Annotated in this window: 25 protein-coding genes; 8 read left to right on the top strand and 17 right to left on the bottom strand. The window is 44.3% G+C overall.

Annotation, left to right across the window (positions count from 1 at the left end; all coding sequences use genetic code 11):
- The first annotated feature begins 30 nt into the window (after positions 1–30).
- The 3 genes from MSG37_RS05215 (at position 31) to MSG37_RS05205 (ending at position 4,043) form a co-directional block, all read left to right on the top strand.
- Positions 31–2,553, top strand: coding sequence for a DMSO/selenate family reductase complex A subunit (locus MSG37_RS05215; protein WP_248469514.1), 2,523 nt, complete (start codon positions 31–33; stop codon positions 2,551–2,553).
- A 14-nt stretch (positions 2,554–2,567) separates the two neighbouring features.
- Positions 2,568–3,233, top strand: a complete 666-nt coding sequence (locus MSG37_RS05210) for a DMSO/selenate family reductase complex B subunit (protein ID WP_028768110.1) — start codon at positions 2,568–2,570, stop codon at positions 3,231–3,233.
- 84 nt (positions 3,234–3,317) lie between these two features.
- Positions 3,318–4,043: a molecular chaperone TorD family protein gene (locus MSG37_RS05205; RefSeq protein ID WP_248469513.1), complete on the top strand. Its 726-nt coding sequence runs from the start codon at positions 3,318–3,320 to the stop codon at positions 4,041–4,043.
- A gap of 191 nt (positions 4,044–4,234) precedes the next feature.
- On the opposite strand, the gene MSG37_RS05200 is transcribed toward MSG37_RS05205, so the two are convergent.
- Positions 4,235–4,738, bottom strand: a complete 504-nt coding sequence (locus tag MSG37_RS05200; protein ID WP_248469512.1) for a hypothetical protein — start codon at positions 4,736–4,738, stop codon at positions 4,235–4,237.
- Positions 4,739–4,966: 228 nt separating this feature from the next.
- Between MSG37_RS05200 and MSG37_RS05195 the strand changes: the two genes are divergently transcribed.
- Positions 4,967–5,314, top strand: coding sequence for a RidA family protein (locus MSG37_RS05195; RefSeq protein WP_248469511.1), 348 nt, complete (start codon positions 4,967–4,969; stop codon positions 5,312–5,314).
- A gap of 61 nt (positions 5,315–5,375) precedes the next feature.
- Here MSG37_RS05195 and MSG37_RS05190 read toward each other — a convergent pair whose 3' ends face one another.
- Entirely contained in the window at positions 5,376–5,813 is a 438-nt protein-coding gene (locus tag MSG37_RS05190) for a hypothetical protein (RefSeq protein WP_248469510.1), read from the bottom strand.
- Positions 5,814–6,103: 290 nt separating this feature from the next.
- Here MSG37_RS05190 and MSG37_RS05185 point away from each other — a divergent pair, with 290 nt between their 5' ends.
- Positions 6,104–6,442, top strand: a complete 339-nt coding sequence (locus MSG37_RS05185) for a DUF805 domain-containing protein (RefSeq protein WP_248469509.1) — start codon at positions 6,104–6,106, stop codon at positions 6,440–6,442.
- 257 nt (positions 6,443–6,699) lie between these two features.
- On the opposite strand, the gene MSG37_RS05180 is transcribed toward MSG37_RS05185, so the two are convergent.
- The 5 genes from MSG37_RS05180 to MSG37_RS05160 are packed head-to-tail and all read right to left on the bottom strand — an operon-like array spanning position 6,700 to position 10,489.
- Positions 6,700–8,646 carry a pilus assembly PilX N-terminal domain-containing protein gene (locus tag MSG37_RS05180; protein ID WP_248469508.1) on the bottom strand — a complete coding sequence of 649 codons (1,947 nt, stop codon included), beginning with the start codon at positions 8,644–8,646 and terminating at the stop codon, positions 6,700–6,702.
- Between the two features lie 2 nt (positions 8,647–8,648).
- Positions 8,649–9,179, bottom strand: a complete 531-nt coding sequence (locus MSG37_RS05175) for a prepilin-type N-terminal cleavage/methylation domain-containing protein (protein ID WP_248469507.1) — start codon at positions 9,177–9,179, stop codon at positions 8,649–8,651.
- Positions 9,169–9,609, bottom strand: a complete 441-nt coding sequence (locus tag MSG37_RS05170; RefSeq protein WP_248469506.1) for a prepilin-type N-terminal cleavage/methylation domain-containing protein — start codon at positions 9,607–9,609, stop codon at positions 9,169–9,171. Before MSG37_RS05170 ends, MSG37_RS05175 begins: the two co-directional genes overlap by 11 nt.
- A complete protein-coding gene (locus MSG37_RS05165) occupies positions 9,606–10,082 on the bottom strand; it encodes a GspH/FimT family pseudopilin (protein WP_248469505.1) in 477 nt (158 codons plus the stop codon). Before MSG37_RS05165 ends, MSG37_RS05170 begins: the two co-directional genes overlap by 4 nt.
- A gap of 2 nt (positions 10,083–10,084) precedes the next feature.
- A complete protein-coding gene (locus tag MSG37_RS05160; protein ID WP_248469504.1) occupies positions 10,085–10,489 on the bottom strand; it encodes a type IV pilin protein in 405 nt (134 codons plus the stop codon).
- Positions 10,490–11,057: 568 nt separating this feature from the next.
- On the opposite strand from MSG37_RS05160, the gene MSG37_RS05155 reads away from it, so the two are divergent.
- Positions 11,058–11,486 (top strand): DUF4156 domain-containing protein, encoded by a 429-nt coding sequence (locus MSG37_RS05155; RefSeq protein ID WP_248469503.1) that lies wholly within the window; start codon positions 11,058–11,060, stop codon positions 11,484–11,486.
- An 85-nt stretch (positions 11,487–11,571) separates the two neighbouring features.
- Here MSG37_RS05155 and MSG37_RS05150 read toward each other — a convergent pair whose 3' ends face one another.
- The 9 genes from MSG37_RS05150 to MSG37_RS05110 form a co-directional block, all read right to left on the bottom strand.
- Entirely contained in the window at positions 11,572–12,228 is a 657-nt protein-coding gene (locus MSG37_RS05150) for a 3-oxoacid CoA-transferase subunit B (RefSeq protein ID WP_248469502.1), read from the bottom strand.
- 12 nt (positions 12,229–12,240) lie between these two features.
- Positions 12,241–12,969, bottom strand: a complete 729-nt coding sequence (locus MSG37_RS05145) for a CoA transferase subunit A (protein ID WP_248469501.1) — start codon at positions 12,967–12,969, stop codon at positions 12,241–12,243.
- Positions 12,970–13,172: 203 nt separating this feature from the next.
- Positions 13,173–14,066 carry a hydroxymethylglutaryl-CoA lyase gene (locus MSG37_RS05140; RefSeq protein ID WP_248469500.1) on the bottom strand — a complete coding sequence of 298 codons (894 nt, stop codon included), beginning with the start codon at positions 14,064–14,066 and terminating at the stop codon, positions 13,173–13,175.
- Complete coding sequence (locus MSG37_RS05135; RefSeq protein ID WP_248469499.1) at positions 14,067–14,231, bottom strand: 3-methylcrotonyl-CoA carboxylase; 165 nt, start codon at positions 14,229–14,231, stop codon at positions 14,067–14,069.
- 2 nt (positions 14,232–14,233) lie between these two features.
- The gene (locus tag MSG37_RS05130) at positions 14,234–16,360 is read right to left on the bottom strand and encodes a biotin carboxylase N-terminal domain-containing protein (RefSeq protein WP_248469498.1); all 2,127 of its coding nucleotides are present in this window, start codon (positions 16,358–16,360) and stop codon (positions 14,234–14,236) included.
- Between the two features lies 1 nt (position 16,361).
- The gene (locus tag MSG37_RS05125; protein ID WP_248469497.1) at positions 16,362–17,243 is read right to left on the bottom strand and encodes an enoyl-CoA hydratase-related protein; all 882 of its coding nucleotides are present in this window, start codon (positions 17,241–17,243) and stop codon (positions 16,362–16,364) included.
- Positions 17,244–17,316: 73 nt separating this feature from the next.
- The gene (locus MSG37_RS05120; RefSeq protein ID WP_248469496.1) at positions 17,317–18,924 is read right to left on the bottom strand and encodes a carboxyl transferase domain-containing protein; all 1,608 of its coding nucleotides are present in this window, start codon (positions 18,922–18,924) and stop codon (positions 17,317–17,319) included.
- An 84-nt stretch (positions 18,925–19,008) separates the two neighbouring features.
- On the bottom strand, positions 19,009–20,178 hold the full coding sequence (locus MSG37_RS05115) for an isovaleryl-CoA dehydrogenase (protein ID WP_248469495.1): 1,170 nt from the start codon (positions 20,176–20,178) through the stop codon (positions 19,009–19,011).
- Between the two features lie 99 nt (positions 20,179–20,277).
- Complete coding sequence (locus tag MSG37_RS05110; RefSeq protein WP_248469494.1) at positions 20,278–20,673, bottom strand: MerR family DNA-binding transcriptional regulator; 396 nt, start codon at positions 20,671–20,673, stop codon at positions 20,278–20,280.
- A gap of 373 nt (positions 20,674–21,046) precedes the next feature.
- On the opposite strand from MSG37_RS05110, the gene MSG37_RS05105 reads away from it, so the two are divergent.
- Both MSG37_RS05105 and gndA read left to right on the top strand, forming a co-directional pair.
- Positions 21,047–22,951 (top strand): propionyl-CoA synthetase, encoded by a 1,905-nt coding sequence (locus tag MSG37_RS05105; RefSeq protein WP_248469493.1) that lies wholly within the window; start codon positions 21,047–21,049, stop codon positions 22,949–22,951.
- A gap of 262 nt (positions 22,952–23,213) precedes the next feature.
- Complete coding sequence (gene gndA, locus MSG37_RS05100) at positions 23,214–24,752, top strand: NADP-dependent phosphogluconate dehydrogenase (protein WP_248469492.1); 1,539 nt, start codon at positions 23,214–23,216, stop codon at positions 24,750–24,752.
- Positions 24,753–24,822: 70 nt separating this feature from the next.
- Here gndA and MSG37_RS05095 read toward each other — a convergent pair whose 3' ends face one another.
- Positions 24,823–25,707: a 1,4-dihydroxy-2-naphthoate polyprenyltransferase gene (locus tag MSG37_RS05095; RefSeq protein ID WP_248469491.1), complete on the bottom strand. Its 885-nt coding sequence runs from the start codon at positions 25,705–25,707 to the stop codon at positions 24,823–24,825.
- Between the last annotated feature and the right edge of the window lie 181 nt (positions 25,708–25,888).

The raw sequence follows: 25,888 nt of genomic DNA, 5'->3' as shown, positions 1-25,888 counted from the left end.
GTCACTATTAAGTTTGAGGAAAACAAGATTATGGAACGTAGAAGTTTCTTAAAAATGAGTGCTGCGCTGGGCTGCGCCGCAACAGTTACCGGCTGTAATTCTAGCTCTGATGATGCCAATGTTATTCCACCACAGCCGCCAGTAACTGACGAAGTGGTGAACTGGTCATCTTGCCTAGTTAACTGTGGTTCTAACTGCCCAATTAAAGTCTTTACTAAAGACGGTATCGTGACGCGTGTTGAGACTGATCACCAAGTAACCGATGAGTACGGTTTGCATGAAGTACGTGCTTGTGCTCGTGGTCGTTCACTACGTCAAAGAAACTACGCTGTTGACCGTCTAAAGACACCAATGAAGCGTGTTGGCGAGCGCGGTAAAGCTGAATTCGTACCTATTAGCTGGGACGAAGCAACCAGCATTATTGCTGAAAAACTTGCTGCTGTTTACGCACAAGAAAATGGTGCTAAGTCAGTATTCCGTAGCTACGGTTCTGGTGCTTACTACGGTTTTGCATCAAATGCATGTTTCAACCGTCTATTTAACCTAAACGGCGGTTACCTAAATGCTTACGGTAACTACTCTTGGGCGCAGCAGATGGAAGCGGCTAAGCACACCTTCGGTACAGGTAGTACTGCAGGTTCGTCAACCATTACTATCGAAGACAGTGATTTCTTCCTAGGTGTTGCTTACAACCCAAGCGAAATCCGTCAGTCGGGTTCTGGTGAAGGTTACGATTACCTACAAGCACTACAAAGAAACAACGGCCTTGAAGTGGTGATGATTGATCCTCGTTACACTGACTCTATGTTAGGTAAAGAATCAAGCTGGTTACCAATTCGTCCAGGTACAGATGCTGCCTTTGCTGAAGCCGTTGCTTATGTGATGATCAATCATGCTAACTTTGCGGGTCAATCGCTACCGTTTGTACTTGAGCACTCAGTTGGCTTCAACAAGCAGTCAATTGAAGATCAAAAAGCGATTTTTGCAGCGAGCAGCGATGCCACTGACCAAGAATACGCGAAGGTAATGAACTCAGATGAAAACTACCAAGACTACATTCTAGGTCAAGGTATTTACACTGACGCTAAAACTCCTGAATGGGCTGAAAAAATCTGTGGTATTTCTGCAGAGAAAATCCGCTATATTGCTGGCAAGCTAATGACAGCTAAAGCACCTTATATCGTTGTAGGTGCTGGTGTTAACCGTCAAGCGAACGGTGAGCAAAGCATGCGTTCGCTATACATGCTATCAGTGCTAACCGGTAAGCTAGGTACCCGCGGTGCATCAAACGGTGAATTGCCATACATGAGCAGCATGTCTCGTGCAGGTATTCCTACAGGTAGTAACCCAGTTAAAGAAAGCATCTCTTTCTTCACTTGGTCTGAAGCGATAAACCACGGTGAAACTATGACGGCGCGTAGTCACGGTGTTCGTGGTACTGATGGTCTGGACACGCCACTTGGCGCTAACATTAAGTTCATTCTGTCTGCATCAGACAGTTCGTTACTGAACCAGCACGCTGAAATTAACAACACCGCTGATATCTTCCGCAATGCTGACGATCTATTCATCGTATCTTGTGATTGCTGGATGACGCCAGGTGCTAAATTTGCTGACATCATTCTGCCAGACACTAGCTGGTTAGAATCAAACGATTTAGTTAACGATTCATACGCTTCAGGTTCACTAGGTTACTTAACTGCAATGTCTTCATCTGTGGAGTCTATGTGGGATTGTAAGTCTATGTACGAAGCGGCTGCGATGATCGCCGACAAGATGGGCGTTGGTGCTGGCTATAGAGATGGCAAGAACGAAGATGAGTGGTTAGAAGAGCTTTACCAAAGCACTAAAGCTAACAGCAACAACATCGGTGTTTCTCCAGCATTCCCTGCGACTTACAAAGAAGCACAAAAAATTGGTTTCTTCCGTAAGAACATGAACGACAACCACGTTGCCCTGCAAAGCTTTATTAAAGATGGTCAAGCGCTTTCAACACCAAGTGGCAAGATTGAAATCTACTCTGCTGAACTAGCATGGCGCGCGGCTAACTGGGACCAAGAGAACAGTGCTCAAAATCCAACTGGCGTTAAGGGCGACACCATCACAGCTATTCCACAGTACACAGTAACGTGGGACGGTTATGAAGATGAAGGCACTAAAGAAGATTACCCAATTCAGTTAGCGGGTTACCACACTAAGGGCCGTACCCACTCAAGCTACCACAACGTACCTTGGTTACGTGAAGCGGTAGAAGACGCTGTTTGGGTTAACCCTATGGACGGCGCTAAGCACGGTTTAAGCTCTGGCGACAAGGTTGAGATGTACAACGAGCGTGGTTCAATTGAAGTAACTGTACGTATCACACCACGTGTTGCTCCAGGTGTATTTGCCCTAGGACAAGGTGCTTGGTACAACCCAGGCAACAAGCGAGGCAGTACTGGTCATATCGTTGACGAAGGCGGCGCAATCAACTCGTTAACTCGCTACCAGCCTAGCCCTGTCGCTAAAGGTAACCCACAGCACACTATTCGTGTTGCCATTAAAAAGATTTAAGAGAGTAGTTAATTATGACTGAAGCAACTCAATACGGTTTTTACGTAGACAGCACTAAGTGTACTGGCTGTAAAGCGTGTCATGTATCTTGTAAAGACCGTCAAGGTAACGAGATCCGTAACAATACCAACCCTGAACAAAATGGTGTTCCTGCACTTAATGGTGTGACTTGGCGCCGCGTGTACGAATACGGTGGCGGACAATGGACTGAAGGCCAAAATGGCTGTTTTGAGCAAAGTGTATTTGCTTACTACATGTCAATTGGTTGTAACCACTGTTCTGAGCCTGTATGTGTTAAAGCTTGTCCGACAGGTGCAATGCATAAACGCCGCGAAGATGGTCTAGTACACGTAGCACAAGACCTATGTATCGGTTGTGAAAGCTGTGCTCGTGCATGTCCTTATGATGCACCACAAATCGACCGTGAACGTAAAGTAATGACCAAGTGTGATGGTTGTTTTGAACGTATCGCAGAAGGCCGTAAGCCTGTATGTGTTGAGTCTTGCCCACTACGTGCACTAGACTTTGATACTATGGATAACCTACGCGCTAAATACGGTAACGGCGATGGTCACATTGCACCATTACCACCAGAGTCAATCACTTCACCAAACCTTATCATTAAGGCGAACGTGAATGGTGGCCAAGGCGGCGATATCCTAAACCCAACTGAAGTTTAATTTCAGTTAAAGGTTAAGTATCAAGGTCTTTAAATAGTACAACAGCAGCGGGCTTTATGGCCCGCTTAGCTTGTAAGGTAAATTATGTCTTCAAATACCCAGTCGTTAACGCAATCAACTCTTGCTCAAGCATCTTTATCATCTATTGATTTTGTCGAGTATCAGGGACTTGCACGGATTTTACATCACTGTCTTATTCGTTACCCTGAAGCTGATTTTATTCAAGGGTTAAAAGAGTGCGATGTTGCGGGCAGTTGGCCAAAGTTTGGCAGCCGCGAGCAAAATAGCACAGGTCGTCGTTTACTTGGCGACTTTCTTGAGCAATGGTCAACTGATGTTGAAGCGGCGGAGTTTGAAAAGGCAGTCATTACCTTAAAGCTTGATTATGGTCAGCTATTTTTTGGCCCAGGCGAACCCACAGCAGTGCCACATGGATCTGTCTACTTGTGTGAAGAGCAGCTCATTAACGATAGAACCACAGTTGAGCTGATGGACTTTTATCGTGCCCATGGTGTGGAGTTGCAGCTTGATTATAAGCAGCCAATGGATCATATCGGTTTGTTCTTTGCGGTACTTGACCAAACCTTTGGTCGTTTTCAAACTGAAACCGATAATCAGGCGTTACTGCGCTTTACTCAAGTGTTATTGCAGCAGCACCTATTACCTTGGGCGTTTCGTTGCTGTGAATTAGCCGTTGAACACGCTAGAACTGACTTTTATCGTGGTATTGCTTTGCTAACGAGTGATTTTTTAGCTCAGCTACAGCAAGATTTTCAAATTGTTGCACTCGATAAGCGTCTATATCGCTAACGTAGCTATTTAATGCTTTAACCCTGTTACTGCAAATTCAAAAAAGCCCGCTAATCAGCGGGCTTTTTCATAACTATATGTTAGCGCTAAAGCGTGACAGCGAACACTGAACCTTAATAGTGGCAGCTTAGGCTCATTGCAATAAGCGTCTTAGATGTAAGATAACTCACATTTATAATATGCTTGGACAACTAGCGATAACTGCCCATATTGCGGCTCGACTGACGCTTTTCAGTGCGGACTTTTTCTAGCTGAGTATTGATGGTTTGCAAAAGGTTACATAGCTGCTTGGCATCATCATTTAGTTGTTCTGTTACATCGCTATTTGGTTGGTCCGCAGCGTCTTTTACTAACGATTGACTCCATTGATAACCAATGGCTAACACTAAATGTTCCGACTGATTTAATTCACCTTGCTCAATCTCTTTTACAAATAGCAGGCGGCTAGCGGCAAATAAGCAGTGCAGGGCAAGCTCGTTGGTCAGTGGTGATTGCTCATCGGCTGCCATCGGAGGCAACCAAACTGGCTCCCCCTCAACAAAGACGAGTGCTGAAATAGTATTGGTGACTGTGGGCAATGAGGTTGCACCGCCAAAGAGCTGCTGAACCTTTTCAGAGCTTCTTAAAGTTAATGCGAGGCGGTGGGCAAGAATGGATTTACTCCATTGCTGGCCTAAAGAGCGTCTTAACGTCATAACGTTTAGTTTTCTCAATAAACGAAGAACATAATAGCTAATAATTCTAACAGTAAATCCTAATGAACAGTGTGCGCTGTGCTGCATTATTTTCAGCAAAACATGCTTGCTCATTACTAACGGATAACTGTGAATGTTGATTTGAATCGATGATAAAAAACAAATCGGTTTTAAAGACTTTCTGCTAGAATCTAGCGCCTAATTAAGATTGTTTACAAGGCTTTAAAAATGGATATTCAACGTATTAATCCGTGTGCTAATTGGTCAGACGCAACCGTATTTAACAATATGGTTCACTTTGTGGAAATTGCTGCCGATGTTGAAGGCGATATGTTGAGTCAAACTGGGCAACTTTTTGCTCAAGCTGAAGCAACGCTTGCCAGTGTGGGGAGCGATAAATCGCGTTTATTATCGGTGACTATTTATGTGACTGACTTTGCTAATGTCGCGGTGTTTAATAACGCTTGGCAAGCCTGGTTGCCTGAGGGCTGCGCGCCAAGCCGTGCTTGTTTAAAGGTTGAATTGGCCGATCCTAAATACTTGGTTGAAATCGCGTTTGTTGCCGCGGTCAAGTAAGTCGATTGAGTATTTACAAGGTTTTAATTAACCAGCTTAGTTATTGGTATTGCTTAGCCCGTTAATCCAACTGCGTAAGTAGTTGGCGCACTTTTGCCCGGGTAGCGTCGATTTTTGTTACTACCGCTTGCGCACTTGCTTCATCGCTTGCTACTTGTTCCCAATTTGATTGCCAACTTTGTTTGAGATTATTGGCTGCCAGACTCAGTTCTGGCTCGGTTATCATGCTCAAATCGGCAATCAAATTGACTTTAACCCAACCATTTCGTGGGCTGCCTAATATTGGGTCTTGGTCATAGTGGGCGGCGTATACAATCGATTCAAGTTCAGATAACTGCAATAACAATTCAAAACTCGCTGATCGTACATTATTGTTGTACTCGGTTATTTCCATTCGCCAAACATTGTAGCTAAAGCCAATTAAAGCAAACAACATGCTAAATACAGCTGTTAGCTGAAATATTGAAATGGTTTGCTCCCCTGATATTGCTATTTTCAAAGTCAACGCCTTATTAGTCTGTTTAAAATAATTTTAGACAATGGCTAACTAACTGCGTTATTTCTCTTGGTCATCAATAGTAGCTTCTATTTTCCTGCACGCTTTTTAACAGAGTTATTTACCCATCAAGATTCGCTTGTTGGTCTGACCTGTTGGGTGTGGGTAGTAGTCTAACTCTCTGTATCTGCTAAATTTTATTGTATACAATTTTATATTAGATATAGCTGTTGCGAGCGTAGAGCTGGGGTGTTAGTTTAGTGCGGTTTTATACATTATAAGGAGATCATGATATGGAACATTTTATTGGTGCGTTAAAAAAATATGCCGAATTTAGCGGGCGGGCACGTAGAACTGAGTTTTGGATGTACATGCTGATTTACTTTGTTATTCAGATTGCACTAACGCTGATAGGGCTTGATACGGTTGCATTGATTGTTAGCCTAGGTTTATTAGTGCCAAGCTTAAGTATTGGCGCGAGAAGATTGCATGACACTGGTCGCTCTGGCTGGTGGCAGTTGCTTTCACTTATTCCACTAATCGGTGCTATTGTACTCATCGTATTCTGGGCACAAGATAGCCATGATGCGAATAGTTATGGTGCTAACCCGAAAGAGGGCGTACCAGCCTAACTAATGGCAATGTTTTTATAGTTTTTGATATTAGGTAGAAAGTGATGTTTAGTGACTCTAATTTTTTGTCATCGCTTTCTATCTAATGATTGCTCTGTTGTATTTGACTTATTATTTCTACTTTTCTGCGCAGTGTTCCCTACCTAGCAACTTTACAATCTGCTCAGTAACAGCGGGAGCTTGCTAGTTAAGGCTTAATAGAAGAGTCAGTAGCAAAGCAGCTTAATCGCGATGCTTTGCTAAATGGCTCACAACACTTAAAGAGATTGCCAGCCTCTAAAGACTAAGTGTGAAGGTGTATTGGTTGTTACGTTGCCCACTTTTGCTAATCCAAGCGCTTCGTCGTAGTGGATCCCACCTGCACCAGATACCTCGACTTTTTTACCCAGAACAGAGCCTTTAAAGTCCACCGCAGATGCGATTTTTACATCAGATAAAGGTGCGTAAATCGCAGCGTATATTTGCTCTACGCCGCCTTTAATTTCAACTCCATCAACTCCTGTACCACTATAAGAGCTATATATTGAAAACACAGGAATACCGTCTTTAGTGAGGCCTTTTGTAGGCGTGTTGATAGTCGAGCCTGAGCCAATAATTAACGCACCTTTTACGATTAAGGTTAAACTTGAATCATCAGGAATGGTTAAGGTGCTGGCGCCTGACAGGTTAAAGTTACCTTTAGCGTACATAACAACATTATGGCCTGCTTTAACTTCTATATTGCCTTTAATATTAACGTTGTCGTACATGAGAATACTTTTTGACTGACCTAGAAACCTCGCACTTGTAGCTGGTATGGCGGCAGGTTTAGATGATGAACTGGCCCATTGGCTATAGTCGCCCTCGTTATTACTTAGGGTATAAACGCTATGAGCGGCTCCGGTATCCTTAATGTCTAAATCTTTAGCACTGTCTGCATATGAGTCAACAGTTAATACTTCATTTTCAATTCCGAGTGGATCGCAGGTGATATCGTTAGGATCATCTGGATCTAATACGCCATCATCAACGGGGAGTTTTTCAACTAGTGGCACCTCAAGAAGTGAAGGCTCTGGTGGAAGTACTTTATAAGGTGCGCTTAGGTATTTAGAGTCTGCAGCGCCAGACCAATCTTTGGCAAAGTCGCCACTTCCTGCATAATGGATATTGTCATTACGAACTATGGATAAAGTGCTTGAAAGAGTTACATTTTGTTTTGAACGAATGCCAAATACACTGCCTTCATATTGAGAATAATTAGCATAAGTTTGTGCTAATCCATCAACATTAACTTGGCTTAGGTCTATGTTGTCACCTGCTAAAATATCGCCGCCAATAGAGTAGCCTGTAGCGTCTAGATATCCAGCGGTAGTCACATCACCACCAACTTGAGTTTGATTGACGTTGACATAATCATTTGCGTGGATATTACCGGCGATAGAACCGTTTTGCTGCTTAAAGTAGCTAAATGCGGAAGCGTTACCACCTATGGTGCTATTGTTAAACATGTTAATCGAGCCATTGCTGTGCACGTTGCCAGCAATATGAGCTGAACTCTTAAACTCTACGCTGCCAATTGCGATTAAATCGCCTTCGATATTACCTGCTCCTGATAAAATGATTTTGTCATTATCATTGAGGGTTCTCACCGTTGCATTGTTATTGATGTTCGCTTGGTTATTATCAAGGATCTCTGCGTAATCGCCTTTGCTTGAATCATAACTATCAATTTTTCCGCTACCGCTAATTGTCACTCCATCACAGCCAATTATGCCGCCGCCAAAAGCCGATGAAGATTGCGATGAGCCACTGACTAGTTCAAAGTTAGCTTTTAACTTAGTTTCTCCATCAAAGCGCAGTCCGTCGCTTTGCAAAGATAGCTGGTTACTTCCAGTGGGGATATTCGCTGTCAGGTTGTAGGACATATTGGAAATGCCACTTGCAGAGCCGCTAGTTTGCATGGCTGCGATAAGCTGATCTAAGGTTTGATTTGGATTTGCTGCCAGTTGCGCATTCAGATAGTTATAAGTATCAAATACGCCTTTTTCAGCCACTAACCGCGCATTCATTTTCTTTTGAAAATTACCGCTGAGCCGTTCTTGGGCAACATTATCTTTTAAAGAGTTAAGCACTAATACGCTGGCCATCATACTCATAATTAGCACAGTCACTAAGGTGAAGCCTTGCTGTGAACCTTTAAGGTTTATAGAGTGCAATCCTTGCAAAATTAAGCTCCTGTTGTCTTGGTTAGAATTATTCCAGTTAATGCTATATCTATTTGCATTGGCGCAGCAGCACCGACTCCAGCAGGTTCCCCTTGTTGTGCTTGGGGGGTGATAGTAATAGAAACCAGATCATCTGCTCTGGTAAATTGAATATTTTGCACGCCGGTTAAAATTGTTTGCGGATTAGCGCCGATATCACAAAGTAAATTAACTCCGCTAAGACTATATTTTTCGGTGTAGGGGGCTATTGGACGTGAGCCATCACAAGCAATGGTATTGGCCGCTTGGCTAACATGTAACTCAGTTGGCGAGTTGATGGTGACTATGCTTGCTTGTTTTAGACTACGAGTAAAAGTCTGGGCACTAAAGCGCAGCACTTCTTGGGCATTTTCGATATTTTTACTGCTTAAAATGACGCTATTTATCGAGGTGTATGCCAATGAAACGCCCATAATTAGTGTGGTACTAATCAGTAAGGCGATTAATAGTTCTACCAGTGTGAAACCTTGCTGTGTTGATGTGTTAGGGCGCATTACAGGTACTCGGCAACTGGGGAAACGCAGCGTTAATATTGATCTGATTGTCATTTATCGCTTGGTTTTCGTTGTTAATCCTCTCATCTGTCCAACTAACGTTAATGGTAAAATTATTATTAAATGCATTGGCAGCTGTGCCGATTAACGCCATGCTGTAGCCCGTGATATCGGGTGATAAGGTATTGTCTATGTATGCTTGGTCGAATGCTTTAGCGCCATGCTGTAGATCACAGGCATCAGCCCATACTCTTTCTACCGCATTATTGGCTTGAATGAGAGCAACAGTATATTGGAAGCTATTGTTTGCGTATTGCAGTGACTTTAACTGACCGGCAGCAAGCGCGAGTAATGCAACACAAGAGACAAACATTGCAATCATCACTTCGACTAACGAAAAGCCAGTTTGTTGTTTAGTTAACTGTCTCATAGGCAGTTTGCTGCTTTAGTTAGCAAAGTTTGACCACTAATAAAGATACAAAGCAGCCTATCATCTGTTTGGCTGTCATTATCAGTGATCATTAAGTTCGCCGCAGTCATCGCGCCGGTATTGGTAATCGTCATATTTTGTAGGTTATTGACGGTAATAGACTGGTGAGTGGGCGAGAATTCAGCTAATGTCCGCTCCTGCGCGGTGTCTTTATCAATTTTGACTAACCATTTGCTACCAGCAACCACAAGGTCGATTTGTTGATCGCGTTTTGCTGCTTCACTTCGGGCAAATTTAACCACACTCTGCAGTTGATTTGCGTTACTGGTTATACGGTCGTTTTTAATTTGTGCAGAAAAAGACGGTAGAGCGACCAAGGCCAAAATCCCAATAATGGCTAATACGACAATCATTTCAACTAAGGTAATGCCCCTATTTAAGCTGGCTGCTTTGAGCTGTATCTGCTTAGTCATTGCTACCTCCAGCACCCTGTTATTGATGCGTTTGTTTGGCCGCTGTGATCTATGCTCATATCGCCGCACTCATCACTTGATTGTGCGTTTATGGGTTTAGCTGTCAGAGTAAATACGGTGGAGTCATTAAGATTACCAGGGGTTGCTATTGCGGCATTAGAGGGAGCATAAGCAAAGCTATAATACTCACTGGCATCGGGGGTAAAAGCATCTGGGTATCCGCCAAGGCGAGTAAATTGCCTTTCTAAAACGGAGACTTGTTGTAATAGAAATTGCTGCACGTCAGCGCGACGCGCATCTTGTACATATTGAGTGTAAGCAGGTAGGGCTACAGCGTATAAGATCCCGATAATGGCGATAACCACCATTAATTCAATTAAGGTAAATCCGTTTGAAATCGCTTTCATTCTTCGCCTCGACATCACAATTCCATTGTGTAGTAGTTAAAAAATGATAACGCTGTCATAACGAGATGTAAACAATTGCCGGTGTGGTAATTTATATACGATATATCATTTGGTTTGGAAGCGAGTTTTATGGTTTTAAATGGTGTGATGGCAGCTTTTAACATCATTTAAAATCGTTATGTGGCGTTTGATTCTAAAGAACAGCGGTAAAGCGCTAACAAACAGGCGAGGAGTGAAACATTTAATTAAAATAGTGGTTTACCACTAATTTAGCGCATCCTATCAGACTTGGATTAGCTCAACCTTAAATCTGCTAATGTTTATTTTGTGCTCGTATTATTAATGTAGCGAACTTTTTACACTGCAATATAAACTAAAGCTGATGAGGATTTTTACCACACTAATCTTGTAACTCGATAACGATTATCTAAGTGGGAATTCACCTCACTTTTAAAGCTGTCTGCTAAATAAAAGAGTTCAGCGAGATGTCTTAAAACTAGAATAGGGAGATTCCTTTTAGTGAGAAAAGTCTATATTATCGCCTCCCTTTAATTTTTGACTGTTAACAATGAAACTTGTAAAACTGGCTACGATTGCACTTTTATGTTCGAGCCTTACTGCCTGCATTACCTTTCCAACTGCTGAATCTAATACGGTAAAAGTGCTGTGGGATGACACCGATGCTTTACTTGGTTGCGCTCATAAAGGCACTGTTATTGGTTCACAAGGTCATTTTTATGACTATTGGCTGCACGCAGACAAAGACATGGTGTGGGGCACGTTAAACGAGATGCGTATTAAGGCGGCCAAATTAGGCGCTGATACCATCTATTTGTATAAGCCACTTGGTTTTACAGGTTCAGTGACAATGATTGCTAACGCTTATGATTGTGAAACTCCAGTAGCAGCCACAGTAGCAGAATCTATTACTGATCCGACAACAGATTCTGTTAACGTTGTAAAACCGACTGTTAATGAAGCCGTAGCTGCAAAATAGTTTTAAGCTTTGGTTATAAAAAAACGCAGCCAATTGGCTGCGTTTTGATTGGTATATCCCTTCAGACAGATTTAGTTAGTATTAACTAAAACGTCATCTCAGGCACATGCTCTGGTACCACAAGTTTACCAGCGGTTTTTGAGACGATTTCTTCTACCGATACACCTGGGGCACGCTCTAATAAATGGAACGCGCCATCTTTGATTTCCATAAAGGCTAAATCAGTTAATACCCGTTTGATGCAGCCATAGCCGGTTAATGGCAGTTCGCACTTAGGCAGCAGTTTTGAATTACCTTTTTTATCAGCGTGCATCATGGTGACGATAATATTGTCCGCGCCAGCCACTAAGTCCATTGCGCCGCCCATGCCTTTAATCAATTTACCAGGGATCATCCAAGAAGCGATTGAGCCTTGCTCATCGACTTCAAATGCGCCAAGTACGGTTAAATCTACATGGCCGCCACGGATCATGGCAAAGCTTTCACTTGATGAGAAAAACGATGCACCATCTACTGCGGTGACCGTTTGCTTACCTGCGTTAATCAAGTCTGCATCGATAGTGTCTTCAGTCGGGAATTCGCCCATACCTAATAAACCATTTTCAGACTGCAGCATCACGTCAATGCCTTCAGGGATGTAGTTGGCTACTAAAGTTGGAATACCAATACCCAAATTAACGTAAAAGCCATCTTGCAGTTCTTGTGCAACACGTTGTGCCAGTTGTTCTCTTGATAATGCCATGGTGTTGCCTCCTTATGCCTTGTCTGCAGTGGTTGGTTTTACGGTGCGCTGCTCGATACGCTTTTCAAATGTGCCTTGAATAACGCGATCAACATAAATGCCTGGGGTATGAATATGGTCAGGGTCAAGCTCACCGGGCTCAACAATATGTTCAGCTTCTACCACAGTGATTTTGCCTGCGGTTGCCATCATAGGGTTAAAGTTGGCAGCGGTTTTACGGAACACTAAGTTACCCATGGTGTCAACTTTCCATGCACGAACTAACGCGAAATCGGCTTTTAGTGCAGGCTCTAATACATAGTGACGACCATCGATTTCACGGGTCTCTTTCCCTTCTGCAACGGGGGTGCCGTAACCTGTAGCGGTAAAGAATGCTGGAATACCAGCGCCGCCAGCACGAATTTTTTCAGCCAAAGTGCCTTGTGGAGTCAAGATAACGTTCAGCTCACCCGACAACATCTGTTGCTCAAAAGTGGCGTTCTCACCGACATATGAGGCAATCATGGTATCAATTTGACGGCTTTTTAATAACAGACCTAATCCAAAGTCATCAACGCCTGCATTGTTTGAGATTGCGGTAAGCCCGGTTACGCCAGTTTTAACCATTTGCGCGATTAAACCTTCCGGTATACCGCATAATCCAAAACCACCAACCATGACTGTCATATCGTTAGTTAGGCCTGCAAGCGCCTCGTCATAACTTGCGACAACTTTATTTAGCCCTTTATTTAGTCCTGCCATTATTGTTATCTCCATATTCCTATATTTAGGAGTGAGTTAAGCCTGCTCTAATCAGTTAGAAGCCAAACACAGATCTAAGGGGGATCGTATCTGCGTTTGCAGGCTTATGTTTTGTCCATTGTTAAATCATGCTTGGTCCTAGGACCTTGTTTTATTCACTTAGGCACTTTATTCGCCGAGAGCCTTTTATTCGCTGAAGGCTCTTAACTTAGTGCTCTGGCAACCTTAGAACCCGATTCGCGGCCGAGAGCTAGGCTAATCTTGTTACCCGCATTGACTAGCTTATTTAGATCTATGCCAGTTTCGATACCAAGGCCGTGCAACATATAAACTAGGTCTTCAGTCGCTAAGTTGCCCGATGCGCCTTTGGCGTAAGGGCAGCCACCAAGTCCAGCAACCGATGAATCTATGACGTTCACCCCTGTTTCTAAGCACGCCAAAATATTAGCTAGCGCTTGGCCGTAGGTGTCATGAAAATGCAGAGCTAGTTTGTCAACGGGCACGACCTCTGCCACAGCCTCAACCATTCTACGGGCATTAAGCGGTGTGCCAACGCCTATGGTGTCGCCAAGTGAAATCTCATAGCAGCCCATTTTGTAAAGTAATTCAGACACTCGAGCAACTTCACTGACCGCGATTTCGCCTTCATAAGGGCAACCTAACACGCAAGAAACATAACCGCGAACAGGGATGTTTCTTGCTTTAGCCAGCTCCATCACAGGGATAAAGCGCTGTATCGATTCTTCAATTGAGCAGTTAATATTTTTTTGGCTAAAGCTTTCTGATGCTGCGCCAAAAATGGCAACTTCATCGCTACCTGCGTCAAGCGCAAGTTCCAAGCCTTTTAAATTGGGAGTCAATGCACTGTATGTTACGTCGCTATGTCGGCTAATATTTGCAAGCACATTAGCTGAATCTGCCATTTGTGGCACCCATTTAGGTGAGACAAAACTAGCAGCTTCAATGCGCTTTATCCCTGCTGCAGCTAAGCCTTCAATGAGTACGACTTTATCTTGAGTGGTCACTGGCTTTTCATTTTGCAGGCCATCGCGAGCACCCACTTCAAAGATGCTGACCTGTTTTGGGTAAGTAGCCATTTATGCAGTTTCCTCGGTTTTAGCTGATTCAGCTTCTGCCGCTTCAACTGCAGCTTCTACTTCTGCTAGCAACATACCGTCACTCACCAGTTCACCGGCTTCAAAGAAAAATGCACTAACAATACCGTCAAACGGGGATTCTATTGCGTTTATTACATTAGTCATTTTCATCCTGCTTCTTCCTTTTCTGCCGTCATTTCTGCTTCGGTATCAACTTCGGTTACGACCTCGGCAAGCAACATTCCGTCACTCACCAGTTCACCGGCTTCAAAGAAAAATGCACTGACGATGCCGTCAAACGGAGCCTCAATTGTGTACTCCATTTTCATGGCTTCCATTACCATAATGCCTTGGCCGGCTTTGACGCTATCACCGACGGCGACAAGTTGCGTCACAATCGTGCCGTTCATCGGCGCCTTGAGTTTATCTTCAAGATTATCTTGCTCTTCAATCACTTCTGATTGCAGTGCACGGTAGTGATAGCTGGTGGAATCAATAAACAGGGTAAAGTCATCGCCAACTTGGCTAACAGGCAGGCTGATTTTATGAGCGTTAGTTTTATCGTTATGACTCTTACTCAACATTTGCTCAGTATTGTCACTATCGAGTTTTTGCAGGCTGATCTCGGCGTGCAGGGTCTCTGCAACCAATTCACCCGAAAGCATGATTAAGCTATCATCAAGCTGTAGCTGATATTGCGACTGGCCTGCGATTTGAGTTTCTATTAAATCAAGGTGGTTAATCTGATGGTTGTCATCTAACAATGCCACTTGGTGTCTGTTGGCACTATTGAGTCTAAAGCCGCTGTTATTGCTCCATGGAGAATAAGGATCATGGCTTGTTTGCGCGGCAACTTTTGCTTGTTGTTTGCGAACACAAAGCTGATAAAGCGCTGCTAAGCCTAGGGCAACTTTTTGTTGCTCAGGGCTTACTGCCGACTGGGTTAATAACCCCTCGCCATAGCGTTCAATAAAGTCGGTGCTAAAGTTGGCATCCTTAAAAGCAGTATTTTTGGCAATATTGGCTAAGAATTCAATATTGTGTTTAAGGCCACTGATTTGATAATCATCTAATGCATGAACTAAACGCTGCAATGCCCGCGGGCGTGACTCATCCCAAGTGATAAGCTTAGAGATCATTGGGTCGTAAAAGTTACTGATCACATCATTTTCACGCACGCCTGAGTCGATACGCACAAATTGGCTTTGTTTAGGTTCACGTAAAAAGTCGAGCTTACCGCTGGCGGGTAAAAAGTCGTTTTGCGGATCTTCAGCGTAAATACGCGCTTCAAAAGCATGACCAGTAATTTTCACTTCACTTTGTTTTAGCGGCAGCTCGCTACCGCTGGCAACCATTAATTGCCATTTGACTAGATCTTGACCTGTTACTAGCTCGGTGACAGGGTGTTCTACCTGCAAACGGGTATTCATCTCCATAAAGTAGAAGCTGTCATCGGTATCGAGTAAAAACTCAACTGTACCAGCACCTTCATAGTTAATCGCTTTAGCTGCGGCAACTGCGGCTTCGCCCATTTTTACTCGAAGAGCATCACTTAATCCTGGCGCTGGCGCTTCTTCAACCACCTTTTGGTGACGACGCTGAATTGAGCAGTCACGATCAGATAAGTAAATGCAGTTACCTTGGCTATCGGCAAAAACTTGTACTTCAACGTGGCGCGGTTGACGCAGGTAGCGCTCCATCAAGAGTTTATCGTTACCAAAAGAGCTAATGGCTTCGCGTCTTGCCGAGTTAATTGCATCGAGCACTTCAGCACTATTTTCAACAATGCGCATGCCTTTACCACCGCCACCAAAGGCCGCTTTAATCAGTAAAGGAAAGCCCATTTTGTTGGCCTCGCTAATCAGCAAGTCATCATCTTGCGCATCACCGTGATAGCCGGGAACTAGCGGCACATTGGCTGCGCCCATAATCTCTTTAGCGGCACTTTTGCTGCCCATAGAATCAATTGCAGCTGCACTTGGGCCAACAAAGGCAATATTGGCTTGTTCACACTTAAGCGCAAACTCGGCATTTTCTGATAAAAAGCCGTAGCCGGGATGAATCGCTTGAGCGCCAGAATTTTTGGCGATGTCGATAATAAGATCGCCTTTTAGGTATGAGTCAGCAGGCGCGCTACCACCTAGGTAAAAGGCTTCATCAGCCATAGCGACATGGCGAGCATTGATATCGGCATCAGAATATAGAGCAACGGTGCGTACGCCCATGGCTTTAGCTGTATCGATTATTCGGCAAGCGATTTCGCCGCGGTTAGCAATTAGCAGTTTAGTAAACATATTATTTGGCTCCTTGCCCGCTGGCGTTTTGGTTATTATTTTTTGTTGCCGCGTTAAAGTTAGAGGTGGCAGGCCATTGTGGCGCGCGTTTTTCAAAAAAGGCATTCAGGCCTTCTTGGCCTTCATCAGATACTCGGATGCGGGCAATGCGCTCGCTGGTGTGATCTAATGTGTTTTGATCGATGACGCCATCTTCTAAGGTGGAAAGTAGCGATTTAACCCACGCCATGCCTTGTGGGCTGTTGTTTTGTAATGCCTTAATTATTGGTTCGGCTGCTGCGTCTAAATCGTCATTGATTTCATGGATTATTTGTAGCTCGAGTGCTTTTTGTGCGTCAAAACGCTCGGCTGTCATCATGTATCGGCGCGCAGCGCGTTGACCCATAGCACGGGTCACATAAGGGCTAATTACCGCTGGAATAAGGCCTAATTTAACTTCGCTTAGACAAAAGCTGGCACGCTCATCAGCAATAGCGATATCGCTGCAGCAAATCAGCCCAAGTGCACCGCCAAAAGCAGCGCCTTGGACTAAGGCAATGGTGGGTTTTGGGAACTTATCCAGCACTGACATCAGCTTGGCCAGCTCATTGGCATCAGTTAAGTTTTGTGCAAAATCCATCTTGGCTTGCTTGCGCATCCAGTTAAGGTCTGCGCCAGCGCTGAAGTTTTTACCATTGGCTTTAAGCACTAATACTTGGCACTCTGGGTTAATCGCAAAATGCTCCAGCACTTGGATCATCTCGCTTATCATTACTTCATCAAAGGCGTTATGCTTATCGCTGCGATCAAGCACCATGTGCGCTACGCCGTTGTCCACTGAGCAGTTTACAAATTGCAATTGCTCAGCGAGTTGTTCTGTTTGGCTAGTGGCTAGGTTATTCATAATTATCGACCCATTTTATTATCAACCATGGTTTTAGCTAAGTAGGTGTTCTATTTGAAATAGCGCTTAGCTACTACATACGGAACACACCAAACTTAGTGTCTTCAATTGGCGCATTTAACGCCGCAGACAATGCTAGACCTACAACATCACGGGTTTGCGCTGGGTCGATAATGCCGTCATCCCACAAGCGCGCGCTGGCATGGTACGGATGACCTTCTTTATCGTATTGCTCAACAATCGGTTTACGGAAATCTTGTTCATCAGACTCCGACCATTCCACGCCTTTACGGGCGAGGCCGTCTCGTTTAACTGTCGCCAGAACGCCAGCTGCTTGTTCGCCACCCATCACAGATATGCGCGCATTTGGCCACATCCACATCATGGTTGGCTCAAAAGCGCGGCCACACATACCATAGTTACCAGCGCCATAACTGCCGCCAATAATCACGGTAAATTTAGGCACGTTGGCGCAAGATACAGCGGTCACCATCTTGGCGCCGTGTTTTGCTATGCCTTCATGTTCATACTTTTTACCTACCATAAAGCCGGTAATGTTTTGCAGGAACAACAGCGGAATTTTGCGTTGGCAACATAGCTCAATAAAGTGGGCGCCTTTTTGCGCCGACTCAGAGAACAAGATGCCGTTGTTAGCGATAATGCCAACAGGGTAGCCATGAATGCGCGCAAAGCCGCAAACTAAGGTATTGCCGTAATTAGCTTTAAACTCATCAAAATCTGAGTCATCCACTAAACGCGCAATGACTTCTTTTACATCAAATGGTTTTTTAAGATCGGTACCGACGATGCCGTATAGCTCGTTGATATCAAATTTGGGCGGTTTAACTGGGCTAAGCTGAGCTGCGATCTCTTTTTGATGATTAAGGCGAGTCACCGCTTTGCGGGCAAGCTCTAATGCGTGTTCATCGTTTTGCGCCATATGGTCGGCAACACCGGAGATTTTGGTGTGCACTTCAGCGCCGCCCAGCTCTTCAGCAGTCACTTCTTCACCGGTTGCGGCTTTTACTAACGGCGGTCCCGCTAAGAAGATGGTGCCTTGCTCTTTAACGATAATCGACTCATCTGCCATTGCTGGTACATAAGCGCCGCCTGCAGTGCAAAGTCCCATTACCACAGCGATTTGTGGAATGCCTTTAGCAGACATCTGCGCTTGGTTATAGAAGATACGACCGAAATGGTCTCTGTCTGGGAATACTTCATCTTGGCGGGGCAGGTTAGCGCCGCCAGAATCGACCAAATAGATACAAGGAAGGTGACAACGGCTGGCAATATCTTGGGCGCGTAAGTGCTTTTTAACGGTGACAGGGTAGTATGTGCCGCCTTTTACGGTGGCATCGTTGGCAATAATCATGCATTCAACGCCGCTAACTCGGCCAATACCTGCAATCACACCTGCTGCCGGTACCACATCGTCATAAAGCTCATAAGCGGCAAACTGCGAGATCTCTAAAAAAGCAGAACCGGGATCTAATAGCTTTTCAACTCGTTGCCTTGGCAGAAGCTTGCCACGTGATAGATGACGGTTACGCGCGACTTCTCCGCCGCCTTGTTCAATTTGATGGAGTTTTAGTTTTAAGTCTTGAACCACGCTTGCCATGTCATCAAACTTGGCTTTGAATTCATCGCTACGGGCATTAATACGGCTGCTTAGTTGCGTCACAATTTCAATCCTTTTGAAGCTGTTTGAGTGAGGCGGCGTAGAGCAAGCCGCCTTGATGCTTGTTTGTTTACAGAGCAGGTTAGGCTATTTAGATTCGTTAAATAGTTCACGGCCAATTAGCATACGGCGAATTTCAGAAGTACCAGCGCCAATTTCATAGAGCTTGGCATCACGTAGTAAACGGCCAGTAGCGTATTCATTGACGTAACCATTACCGCCTAGAAGCTGAATGGCATCGAGCGCCATTTTGGTGGCAAGCTCTGCAGAATAAAGGATGGCACCTGCGGCATCTTTACGGGTGGTTTCCCCGCGATCGCAGGACTTAGCGACGTTATAGATGTAAGATTTCGCTGCGTTCATGCCAGTGTACATGTCGGCAAGCTTGCCCTGTACTAGCTGAAACTGCCCAATTGATTTACCAAACTGTTCACGCTCATGGATGTAAGGCACCACGATATCCATACAAGCCGTCATAATGCCAAGCGGGCCACCGGATAACACCACACGCTCGTAATCTAGGCCGCTCATCAACACTTTTGCACCGTTATTCAGGCCACCAAGAATGTTCTCTTCTGGTACTTCACAGTTCTCAAATACCAGTTCACAGGTGTTTGAGCCACGCATCCCTAGCTTGTCGAGCTTTTGTGCTTGAGTGAAACCTTTAAAGCCACGCTCAACGATAAAAGCAGTAATGCCGTGAGCGCCTTTATCTAAATCAGTTTTAGCGTAAATCACATAAGTGTGGGCATCAGGACCGTTAGTGATCCACATTTTGTTGCCGTTGAGTATGTATCTATCACCCTCTTTGCGAGCATGTAGCTTCATTGAAACCACATCTGAGCCCGCATTTGGTTCACTCATGGCGAGTGCACCAATATGTTCTCCAGTGATGAGTTTTGGTAAGTATTTGGCTTTTTGCTCGCTATTACCGTTACGGTTAATTTGGTTAACGCAAAGGTTTGAATGTGCGCCGTAACTTAGGCCAATAGATGCTGAGGCGCGTGAGATCTCTTCCATGGCAACAACGTGGGCAAGGTAGCCCATATCTGCGCCGCCATACTCTTCAGATACGGTAACGCCCAATAGACCCATATCACCTAACACAGGCCAAAGTTCGTTAGGAAAGGCGTTATCTCGGTCGGTTTTTTCTGCAATCGGTGCGATTTCGTTAGCTGCAAAGTTTTGCACCGCATCACGTAGCATATCGACGTCTTCACCTAGGCCAAAGTTTAGAGATGTGTAGAGTTGGGTCATTTGCTTGTGTCCTGTCAATTTTGTTTGGTTTAAAGCTCACCGATCTTTGCCGAGATGCTTATTTAACTGTGGTTAATCGCCTTTATTTAGGCTTTATTATTAGGTGTTGTTTGCAAGTGCATCGCGGCATTGTTGCTCGGCAGAATTGAGCTCCATTAACACCACTTTGATATCGTCCATTTGCTGCTGTAGTGAGACTTTCTTTTCTTCTACTAGCTCAAGCATGGTGTGCAATTGACTGCTGCTGTTTTTATCGGCATCGTATAGTTCGAATAATCGACGAGTTTCAGCCAGTGAAAAGCCTAAACGCTTACCACGAAGGATAAGTTTCAGTCTGACTCTATCTTTAAGACTGTAGATCCGTGTTTGACCACGACGCTTAGGTTTTAAAAGACCTTGGTCTTCATAAAAACGAATACTACGGGTGGTGATATCAAACTCTTTTGATAAATCACTGATTGAGTATGTCGTTTGTTGCAGCTGACTATCAGACATCAAATAACACCATAATTGTTTACATTTAGTGCACGATATATGAAGTTTACGTAAAGGTAAAGTTTGTGCGCTAGCCTCATCATTATTTTCAAGTTTATCGATGTCAATCGCGCTTTCCACAACAGGAGATAACAGCGCTTAGCAAGCCTAGCTCTATGTGTGATTAACCGGTTAAGTTGTTTTTAATTAGTATCTTAGGGTTTTGTGAAGGTTTGGTTTCTTAATATTGAGCTTGATAATCACTTACTTATTCTAAGGTCTAATGGGGATTTATTAATCGCAGCAGCATAATGCCAGTGAATATAAAATAGACGCAGGCCGGCTAAGCAATAGGCGTTTTATGGTCGCGCTTTAGCAAGGGAGAGCCCATATAGTGAATAATAAACATCTGCAATTACATGCTAAATCTATTAACCATCCGGAGACATTTTGGGCACAAGCTGCTGATTCGATTGATTGGTCCTCAACTTGGGATTCAGTGTTAGATGATAGCAATGCACCTTTTTATCGCTGGTTTGCTGGTGGCAAGATGAATACTTGCTATAACGCAGTTGATAGGCATGTGGCTCAGGGGAGAGGAGAACAAATCGCACTGCAGTATGTTAGCCCGGTTACTGATTGTGAATATGGGATCTCCTACCGCGAACTGCAAGCACAGGTGAGCCGACTCGCAGGGTATATGGACTCACTTGGGGTGAAAAAAGGCGATAGGGTGGTGATCTATATGCCCATGGTGCCTGAAACGGCTTTTGCCATGCTAGCTTGTGCACGTATTGGTGCGATTCACTCTGTGGTGTTTGGTGGTTTTGCCGCTAACGAATTAGCCACTCGTATTGATGATGCTAAGCCGAAGCTCGTTCTTTCGGCGTCATGCGGCATAGAACCTTCAGGGGTAGTGGCTTATAAACCTTTGCTAGATGATGCATTAGCGCAAGCAAGCCATCAGGTCGAGCATTGCATCATACTTAATCGAAGTCAGTGTGAGGCAGAATTATTAGCCAATAGAGATATTGATTGGCAGACGGCTGTCGCAAGCGCGCCTAATATTGACTGCATTCCTCTTGAGTCCACTGACCCACTTTATGTTTTATACACCTCAGGTACGACAGGGCGCCCCAAGGGCGTGGTGCGTGATAATGGCGGCCACGCTGTTGCACTCGCTTGGTCGATGAAACATATTTATGACATCGACTGCGGTGATACGTTTTGGGCGGCATCGGATGTAGGCTGGGTGGTTGGTCATTCCTATATTGTTTATGGGCCGTTACTCGTTGGTGCGACAAGTATCTTGTATGAAGGCAAACCGATAGGTACGCCTGATCCTGGGGCATTTTGGCGCACTATTGCCAAATATAAAATAAAGAGTTTCTTTACCGCGCCAACGGCGATTCGTGCCATTAAACGAGATGATCCAAATGGTGACTATTTAAAAGATGTAGATTTAGGTTGTTTGAAGAACGTGTTTTTGGCGGGAGAACGCTGCGATCCCGATACTTTGCATTGGGCTGAAGATCAGCTGCAAAAGCCGGTGATTGATCATTGGTGGCAAACCGAAACTGGCTGGCCTGTTGCGGCTAACTTAATGGGCTATGCACCCGTTGCGGTAAAGCCTGGTTCTCCCGCATTAGCTGTGCCCGGTTATCAAATTGATGTGGTTGATGTGATGGGCGAAGAAGTTGCCGCTAATGAATCTGGAAACGTGGTGATAAAACTGCCATTGCCGCCAGGTACATTAACTACGCTTTGGCAAAATGAACAGCGTTATCAAGATAGTTATCTTGCTATGTATCCGGGATACTACTTAACTGGCGATGCTGGTTATAAGGATGAAGAGGGGTACCTTTATATTATGAGTCGGATTGACGACATCATTAATGTTGCGGGGCATAGATTATCGACAGGTCGTTTTGAAGAAGTATTGTGCCAGCATGAAGCAGTTGCAGAGGCTGCTGTAATTGGGGTTAAAGACACTTTAAAAGGCCAAGTGCCATTGGGTTTGGTGGTCCTTAAAAAAGGCGTAACTTTACATGATGATGAGCTCAATCAGCAGTTGATGCACTTGGTCCGCCAAGAAATAGGGCCTGTAGCATCATTTAGGTTAGTTAGTGCGGTGCAAAAACTGCCAAAGACTCGAAGCGGTAAGATCTTGCGCGGCACAATGCGTAATATTGCTGACAACCAAAGTTATAAAATGCCAGCCACCATTGAAGATCCAGCCACCTTAGACATAGTGCGCAATACCTTAACTCGGATGGGGTACGCTGACGCTCATGTTTAAGGCCTATTTTGTACTAATATGATGTTATCTATACCGTTATGACGAAAGCTGAAACTGATGTTTCAGCTTTTTTATTGCCAATTAGGCAAAATCGATTACAACGATTTATTAACTCATTAGCCTTTATCTGGTAATTAAGTTACCAAAGTCTGTATAATCACTAACAAAATTAAACCTATCATCTCAATATTCAACAGGCGTTATTGTTGTATATAAAAAATAATAGATGGGTAACTCTCTGTGACCTACGGAATTAATCTACATGAATAACCAAAATCAGCTTTATGATATCGGTGTTATTGGCTTAGGTGTAATGGGTAAAAACCTTGCACTAAATATAGTGGATAACCAGTATAGGGTTGCTGCGTTTGACCTTGATGAGCTCAAGGTACAAGACACTGTTCGACAAGAAGAACTCGAGCGGAAACAATATCGAAAACAGCTTAGTCAGCCGCGTCTTGTTGGCTGTAACAATCTTTCCGAAGTGTTATCTAGTTTAGAAAAACCACGAATTTTACTGCTTTCTGTACCCGCTGGTGGGCCTGTTGATGGTGTGTGTCAGGCGTTAATTGAAGCGGGTATTGAACGCGACGACATAGTGATTGATACCGGCAACAGTCTTTGGACTGATACCGTTGAACGTGAGCAACGTTATAGCGAAGATTTTCAATTTTTTAGTTGTGCTGTTTCTGGTGGTGAAGTGGGCGCGCGTTTTGGTCCGTCTTTAATGCCAAGTGGTAGCTTAACGGCTTGGAATCGAATCGAACCCATTTGGCAAGCAATCGCCGCTAAAGTAGATGCGAGTACAGGTTTACCTATTGAACGTTTTGAACCGGGTAATCCGGTAACAGAGGGCGAGCCTTGTACCACTTATATTGGCCCAGCGGGTTCAGGCCACTACGTAAAAATGGTTCATAACGGTATTGAATATGCAGATATGCAGCTTATCTGTGAAGCTTATCACCTGCTTAGCCAAGGTTTAGGTTTGAGCGCCAGCGAAGTGGCTGATGTTTTTGCAAAGTGGAATCAAGGTAGTCTAAATAGTTACTTGATGGAGATCAGCGCCGATGTGCTTAAGCAAGCAGATCCGTTAACTGGTGCGCCGCTAGTTGAGATGATTTTAGATAAAGCGGGCCAAAAAGGCACTGGATTGTGGACTGCGGTCAGCAGCTTGCAGATTGGCTGCCCTGCGCCGACGATTGCAGAGGCTGTTTATGCAAGGGCAGTGAGTACGCAGAAATCTCAAAGACAACAACTTAGCCAGCTGCTAGCGGGCCCTGCTCATAATCGCAATGCTGAGCTTGATAAGCAGGCTTTTATTGACCAGCTTGAAAATGCCCTGTATTGCGCCAAAGTTTCTTGTTATGCCCAAGGCTTTCAATTAATGGCGATGCAAGCAAAAGAGCAAGGCTGGCAGCTAGATTTTGCTGAAATTGCTAAGATTTGGCGTGCAGGCTGTATTATTCGCGCCACCTTCTTACAATCAATAACTCAGGCATATCAGCAAGACAGTGGATTAGAAAATCTACTCATGGCGGATGTTTTTGCCAAAGCGTTATCTGACAAACAAGGTGACTGGCGTATTGCTGTGTCCCATGCCGTGATGAGCGGCGTACCTGCACCATGTATTAGCTCGGCTCTAGCGTACTATGATAGTTATCGTAGCGAAGTGCTTCCTGCGAGTTTATTGCAAGGCCAGCGTGATTATTTTGGCGCTCATACGTTTGAGCTAACAGATAAGCCAGCAGGTGAAAAATACCACTTAAACTGGAGCAGCGATCGCAGTTTACATAAGGTCTAACTGAAAAGTGCAGATACAAAAAAGCCTATCATTTGATAGGCTTTTTTTGGTTTTAGCTCTGTAACATCGGTTAGCCAATAAAGATATTAAGCAATAAACCGGCACTAAATAGTGCGCTAAATATCATGGTTAATTTTGCAGTGCGGCCCAGTAATGGGTTTAATGCTGCGCCTTTCACTTCATTAAAATCACGGCTTAGATTTCTTGCCATAATAAATGCAAGGCCAGCTAACAGCACTGGTAAGCCTGGTAATGCACCCATAAAGAAACCGGCAATAATGATGGCAAATGGCAAAAACACGAAGCTTTGGTAGAAAATACGCGATTGCTCGAGTCCCATTCTTACCGCTAAGGTCTTTTTACCAGCTTTAATGTCTGTTTCCATATCACGGGTGTTATTAACTAACATAATAGCCGCATTTAAAAAGCCAATAGCAGAGCCTAGTAGCCATGCACTTGTAGCTGTTTCTCCTGCTTGTAGAAAATAACTTCCCACAACCGCAACCAGCCCAAAAAATACAAACGCGGCTACTTCGCCTAAACCATGGGAGGCAAGCGGGTAAGGGCCGCCGCTATACCCTAAGGCTCCGAGTATTGCCGCTGCCGCTAAAAAGGCAATCACAATGCCGCCGTGGTAGATCAAAAATGAGCCGACGATTAACGCTAATACCAAACATAGAGCCATCGCATTACGCACAGCCGTTGGGCTAAGCATTCCACTTTGGGTTACGCGCACAGGACCAAGGCGTTCTTCGGTATCTACACCGCTTTTAAAGTCGAAGTAGTCATTGGCTAAATTTACTGCGATTTGTAATAGCAGTGCACACAACATTGAGATCACAGCAATGAACATGCTGAACTGCTCCAGTTGTAGTGCGAGCACATTACCAACCAGCAGTGGTCCAATCGCCGCAGGCAAGGTGCGTGGGCGTATGGCAAGTATCCAAGGATTCATGGTTTATATTTACTTACAGAGGTTTACGTCAAAGAGGGATGACATAAAGATAAAAAGAATTGCCTATAGCATAGCAAATTTAACAACTTCTAAAAAGTGGATTTTACTGCTGAAAAAGTGTCCAGCTTAACAATTTGCTTAGCGTGAATTATTTTTCATTATTATGGTTTAATAAATTTGA

The sequence above is a fragment of the Shewanella sp. 1CM18E genome (assembly GCF_023161665.1).
In the GTDB taxonomy this organism is placed as follows: Bacteria; Pseudomonadota; Gammaproteobacteria; order Enterobacterales; family Shewanellaceae; genus Shewanella.
This window is presented reverse-complemented; position numbering and strand designations above follow the sequence as displayed.

What these genes read in the sequence shown, in the direction of transcription:
- MSG37_RS05205 (WP_248469513.1), top strand. Translation starts at nt 3,318, where the DNA reads ATGTCTTCAAATACCCAGTCGTTAACGCAATCAACTCTTGCTCAAGCA.
- MSG37_RS05115 (WP_248469495.1), bottom strand. Translation starts at nt 20,178, where the DNA reads ATGACCCAACTCTACACATCTCTAAACTTTGGCCTAGGTGAAGACGTC.
- MSG37_RS05110 (WP_248469494.1), bottom strand. Translation starts at nt 20,673, where the DNA reads ATGTCTGATAGTCAGCTGCAACAAACGACATACTCAATCAGTGATTTA.
- MSG37_RS05195 (WP_248469511.1), top strand. Translation starts at nt 4,967, where the DNA reads ATGGATATTCAACGTATTAATCCGTGTGCTAATTGGTCAGACGCAACC.
- MSG37_RS05155 (WP_248469503.1), top strand. Translation starts at nt 11,058, where the DNA reads ATGAAACTTGTAAAACTGGCTACGATTGCACTTTTATGTTCGAGCCTT.
- MSG37_RS05175 (WP_248469507.1), bottom strand. Translation starts at nt 9,179, where the DNA reads ATGCGCCCTAACACATCAACACAGCAAGGTTTCACACTGGTAGAACTA.
- MSG37_RS05160 (WP_248469504.1), bottom strand. Translation starts at nt 10,489, where the DNA reads ATGAAAGCGATTTCAAACGGATTTACCTTAATTGAATTAATGGTGGTT.
- MSG37_RS05140 (WP_248469500.1), bottom strand. Translation starts at nt 14,066, where the DNA reads ATGGCTACTTACCCAAAACAGGTCAGCATCTTTGAAGTGGGTGCTCGC.
- MSG37_RS05130 (WP_248469498.1), bottom strand. Translation starts at nt 16,360, where the DNA reads ATGTTTACTAAACTGCTAATTGCTAACCGCGGCGAAATCGCTTGCCGA.
- MSG37_RS05170 (WP_248469506.1), bottom strand. Translation starts at nt 9,609, where the DNA reads ATGAGACAGTTAACTAAACAACAAACTGGCTTTTCGTTAGTCGAAGTG.
- MSG37_RS05200 (WP_248469512.1), bottom strand. Translation starts at nt 4,738, where the DNA reads ATGACGTTAAGACGCTCTTTAGGCCAGCAATGGAGTAAATCCATTCTT.
- MSG37_RS05185 (WP_248469509.1), top strand. Translation starts at nt 6,104, where the DNA reads ATGGAACATTTTATTGGTGCGTTAAAAAAATATGCCGAATTTAGCGGG.
- MSG37_RS05215 (WP_248469514.1), top strand. Translation starts at nt 31, where the DNA reads ATGGAACGTAGAAGTTTCTTAAAAATGAGTGCTGCGCTGGGCTGCGCC.
- MSG37_RS05145 (WP_248469501.1), bottom strand. Translation starts at nt 12,969, where the DNA reads ATGGCAGGACTAAATAAAGGGCTAAATAAAGTTGTCGCAAGTTATGAC.
- gndA (WP_248469492.1), top strand. Translation starts at nt 23,214, where the DNA reads ATGAATAACCAAAATCAGCTTTATGATATCGGTGTTATTGGCTTAGGT.
- MSG37_RS05095 (WP_248469491.1), bottom strand. Translation starts at nt 25,707, where the DNA reads ATGAATCCTTGGATACTTGCCATACGCCCACGCACCTTGCCTGCGGCG.
- MSG37_RS05165 (WP_248469505.1), bottom strand. Translation starts at nt 10,082, where the DNA reads ATGACTAAGCAGATACAGCTCAAAGCAGCCAGCTTAAATAGGGGCATT.
- MSG37_RS05210 (WP_028768110.1), top strand. Translation starts at nt 2,568, where the DNA reads ATGACTGAAGCAACTCAATACGGTTTTTACGTAGACAGCACTAAGTGT.
- MSG37_RS05125 (WP_248469497.1), bottom strand. Translation starts at nt 17,243, where the DNA reads ATGAATAACCTAGCCACTAGCCAAACAGAACAACTCGCTGAGCAATTG.
- MSG37_RS05150 (WP_248469502.1), bottom strand. Translation starts at nt 12,228, where the DNA reads ATGGCATTATCAAGAGAACAACTGGCACAACGTGTTGCACAAGAACTG.
- MSG37_RS05135 (WP_248469499.1), bottom strand. Translation starts at nt 14,231, where the DNA reads ATGACTAATGTAATAAACGCAATAGAATCCCCGTTTGACGGTATTGTT.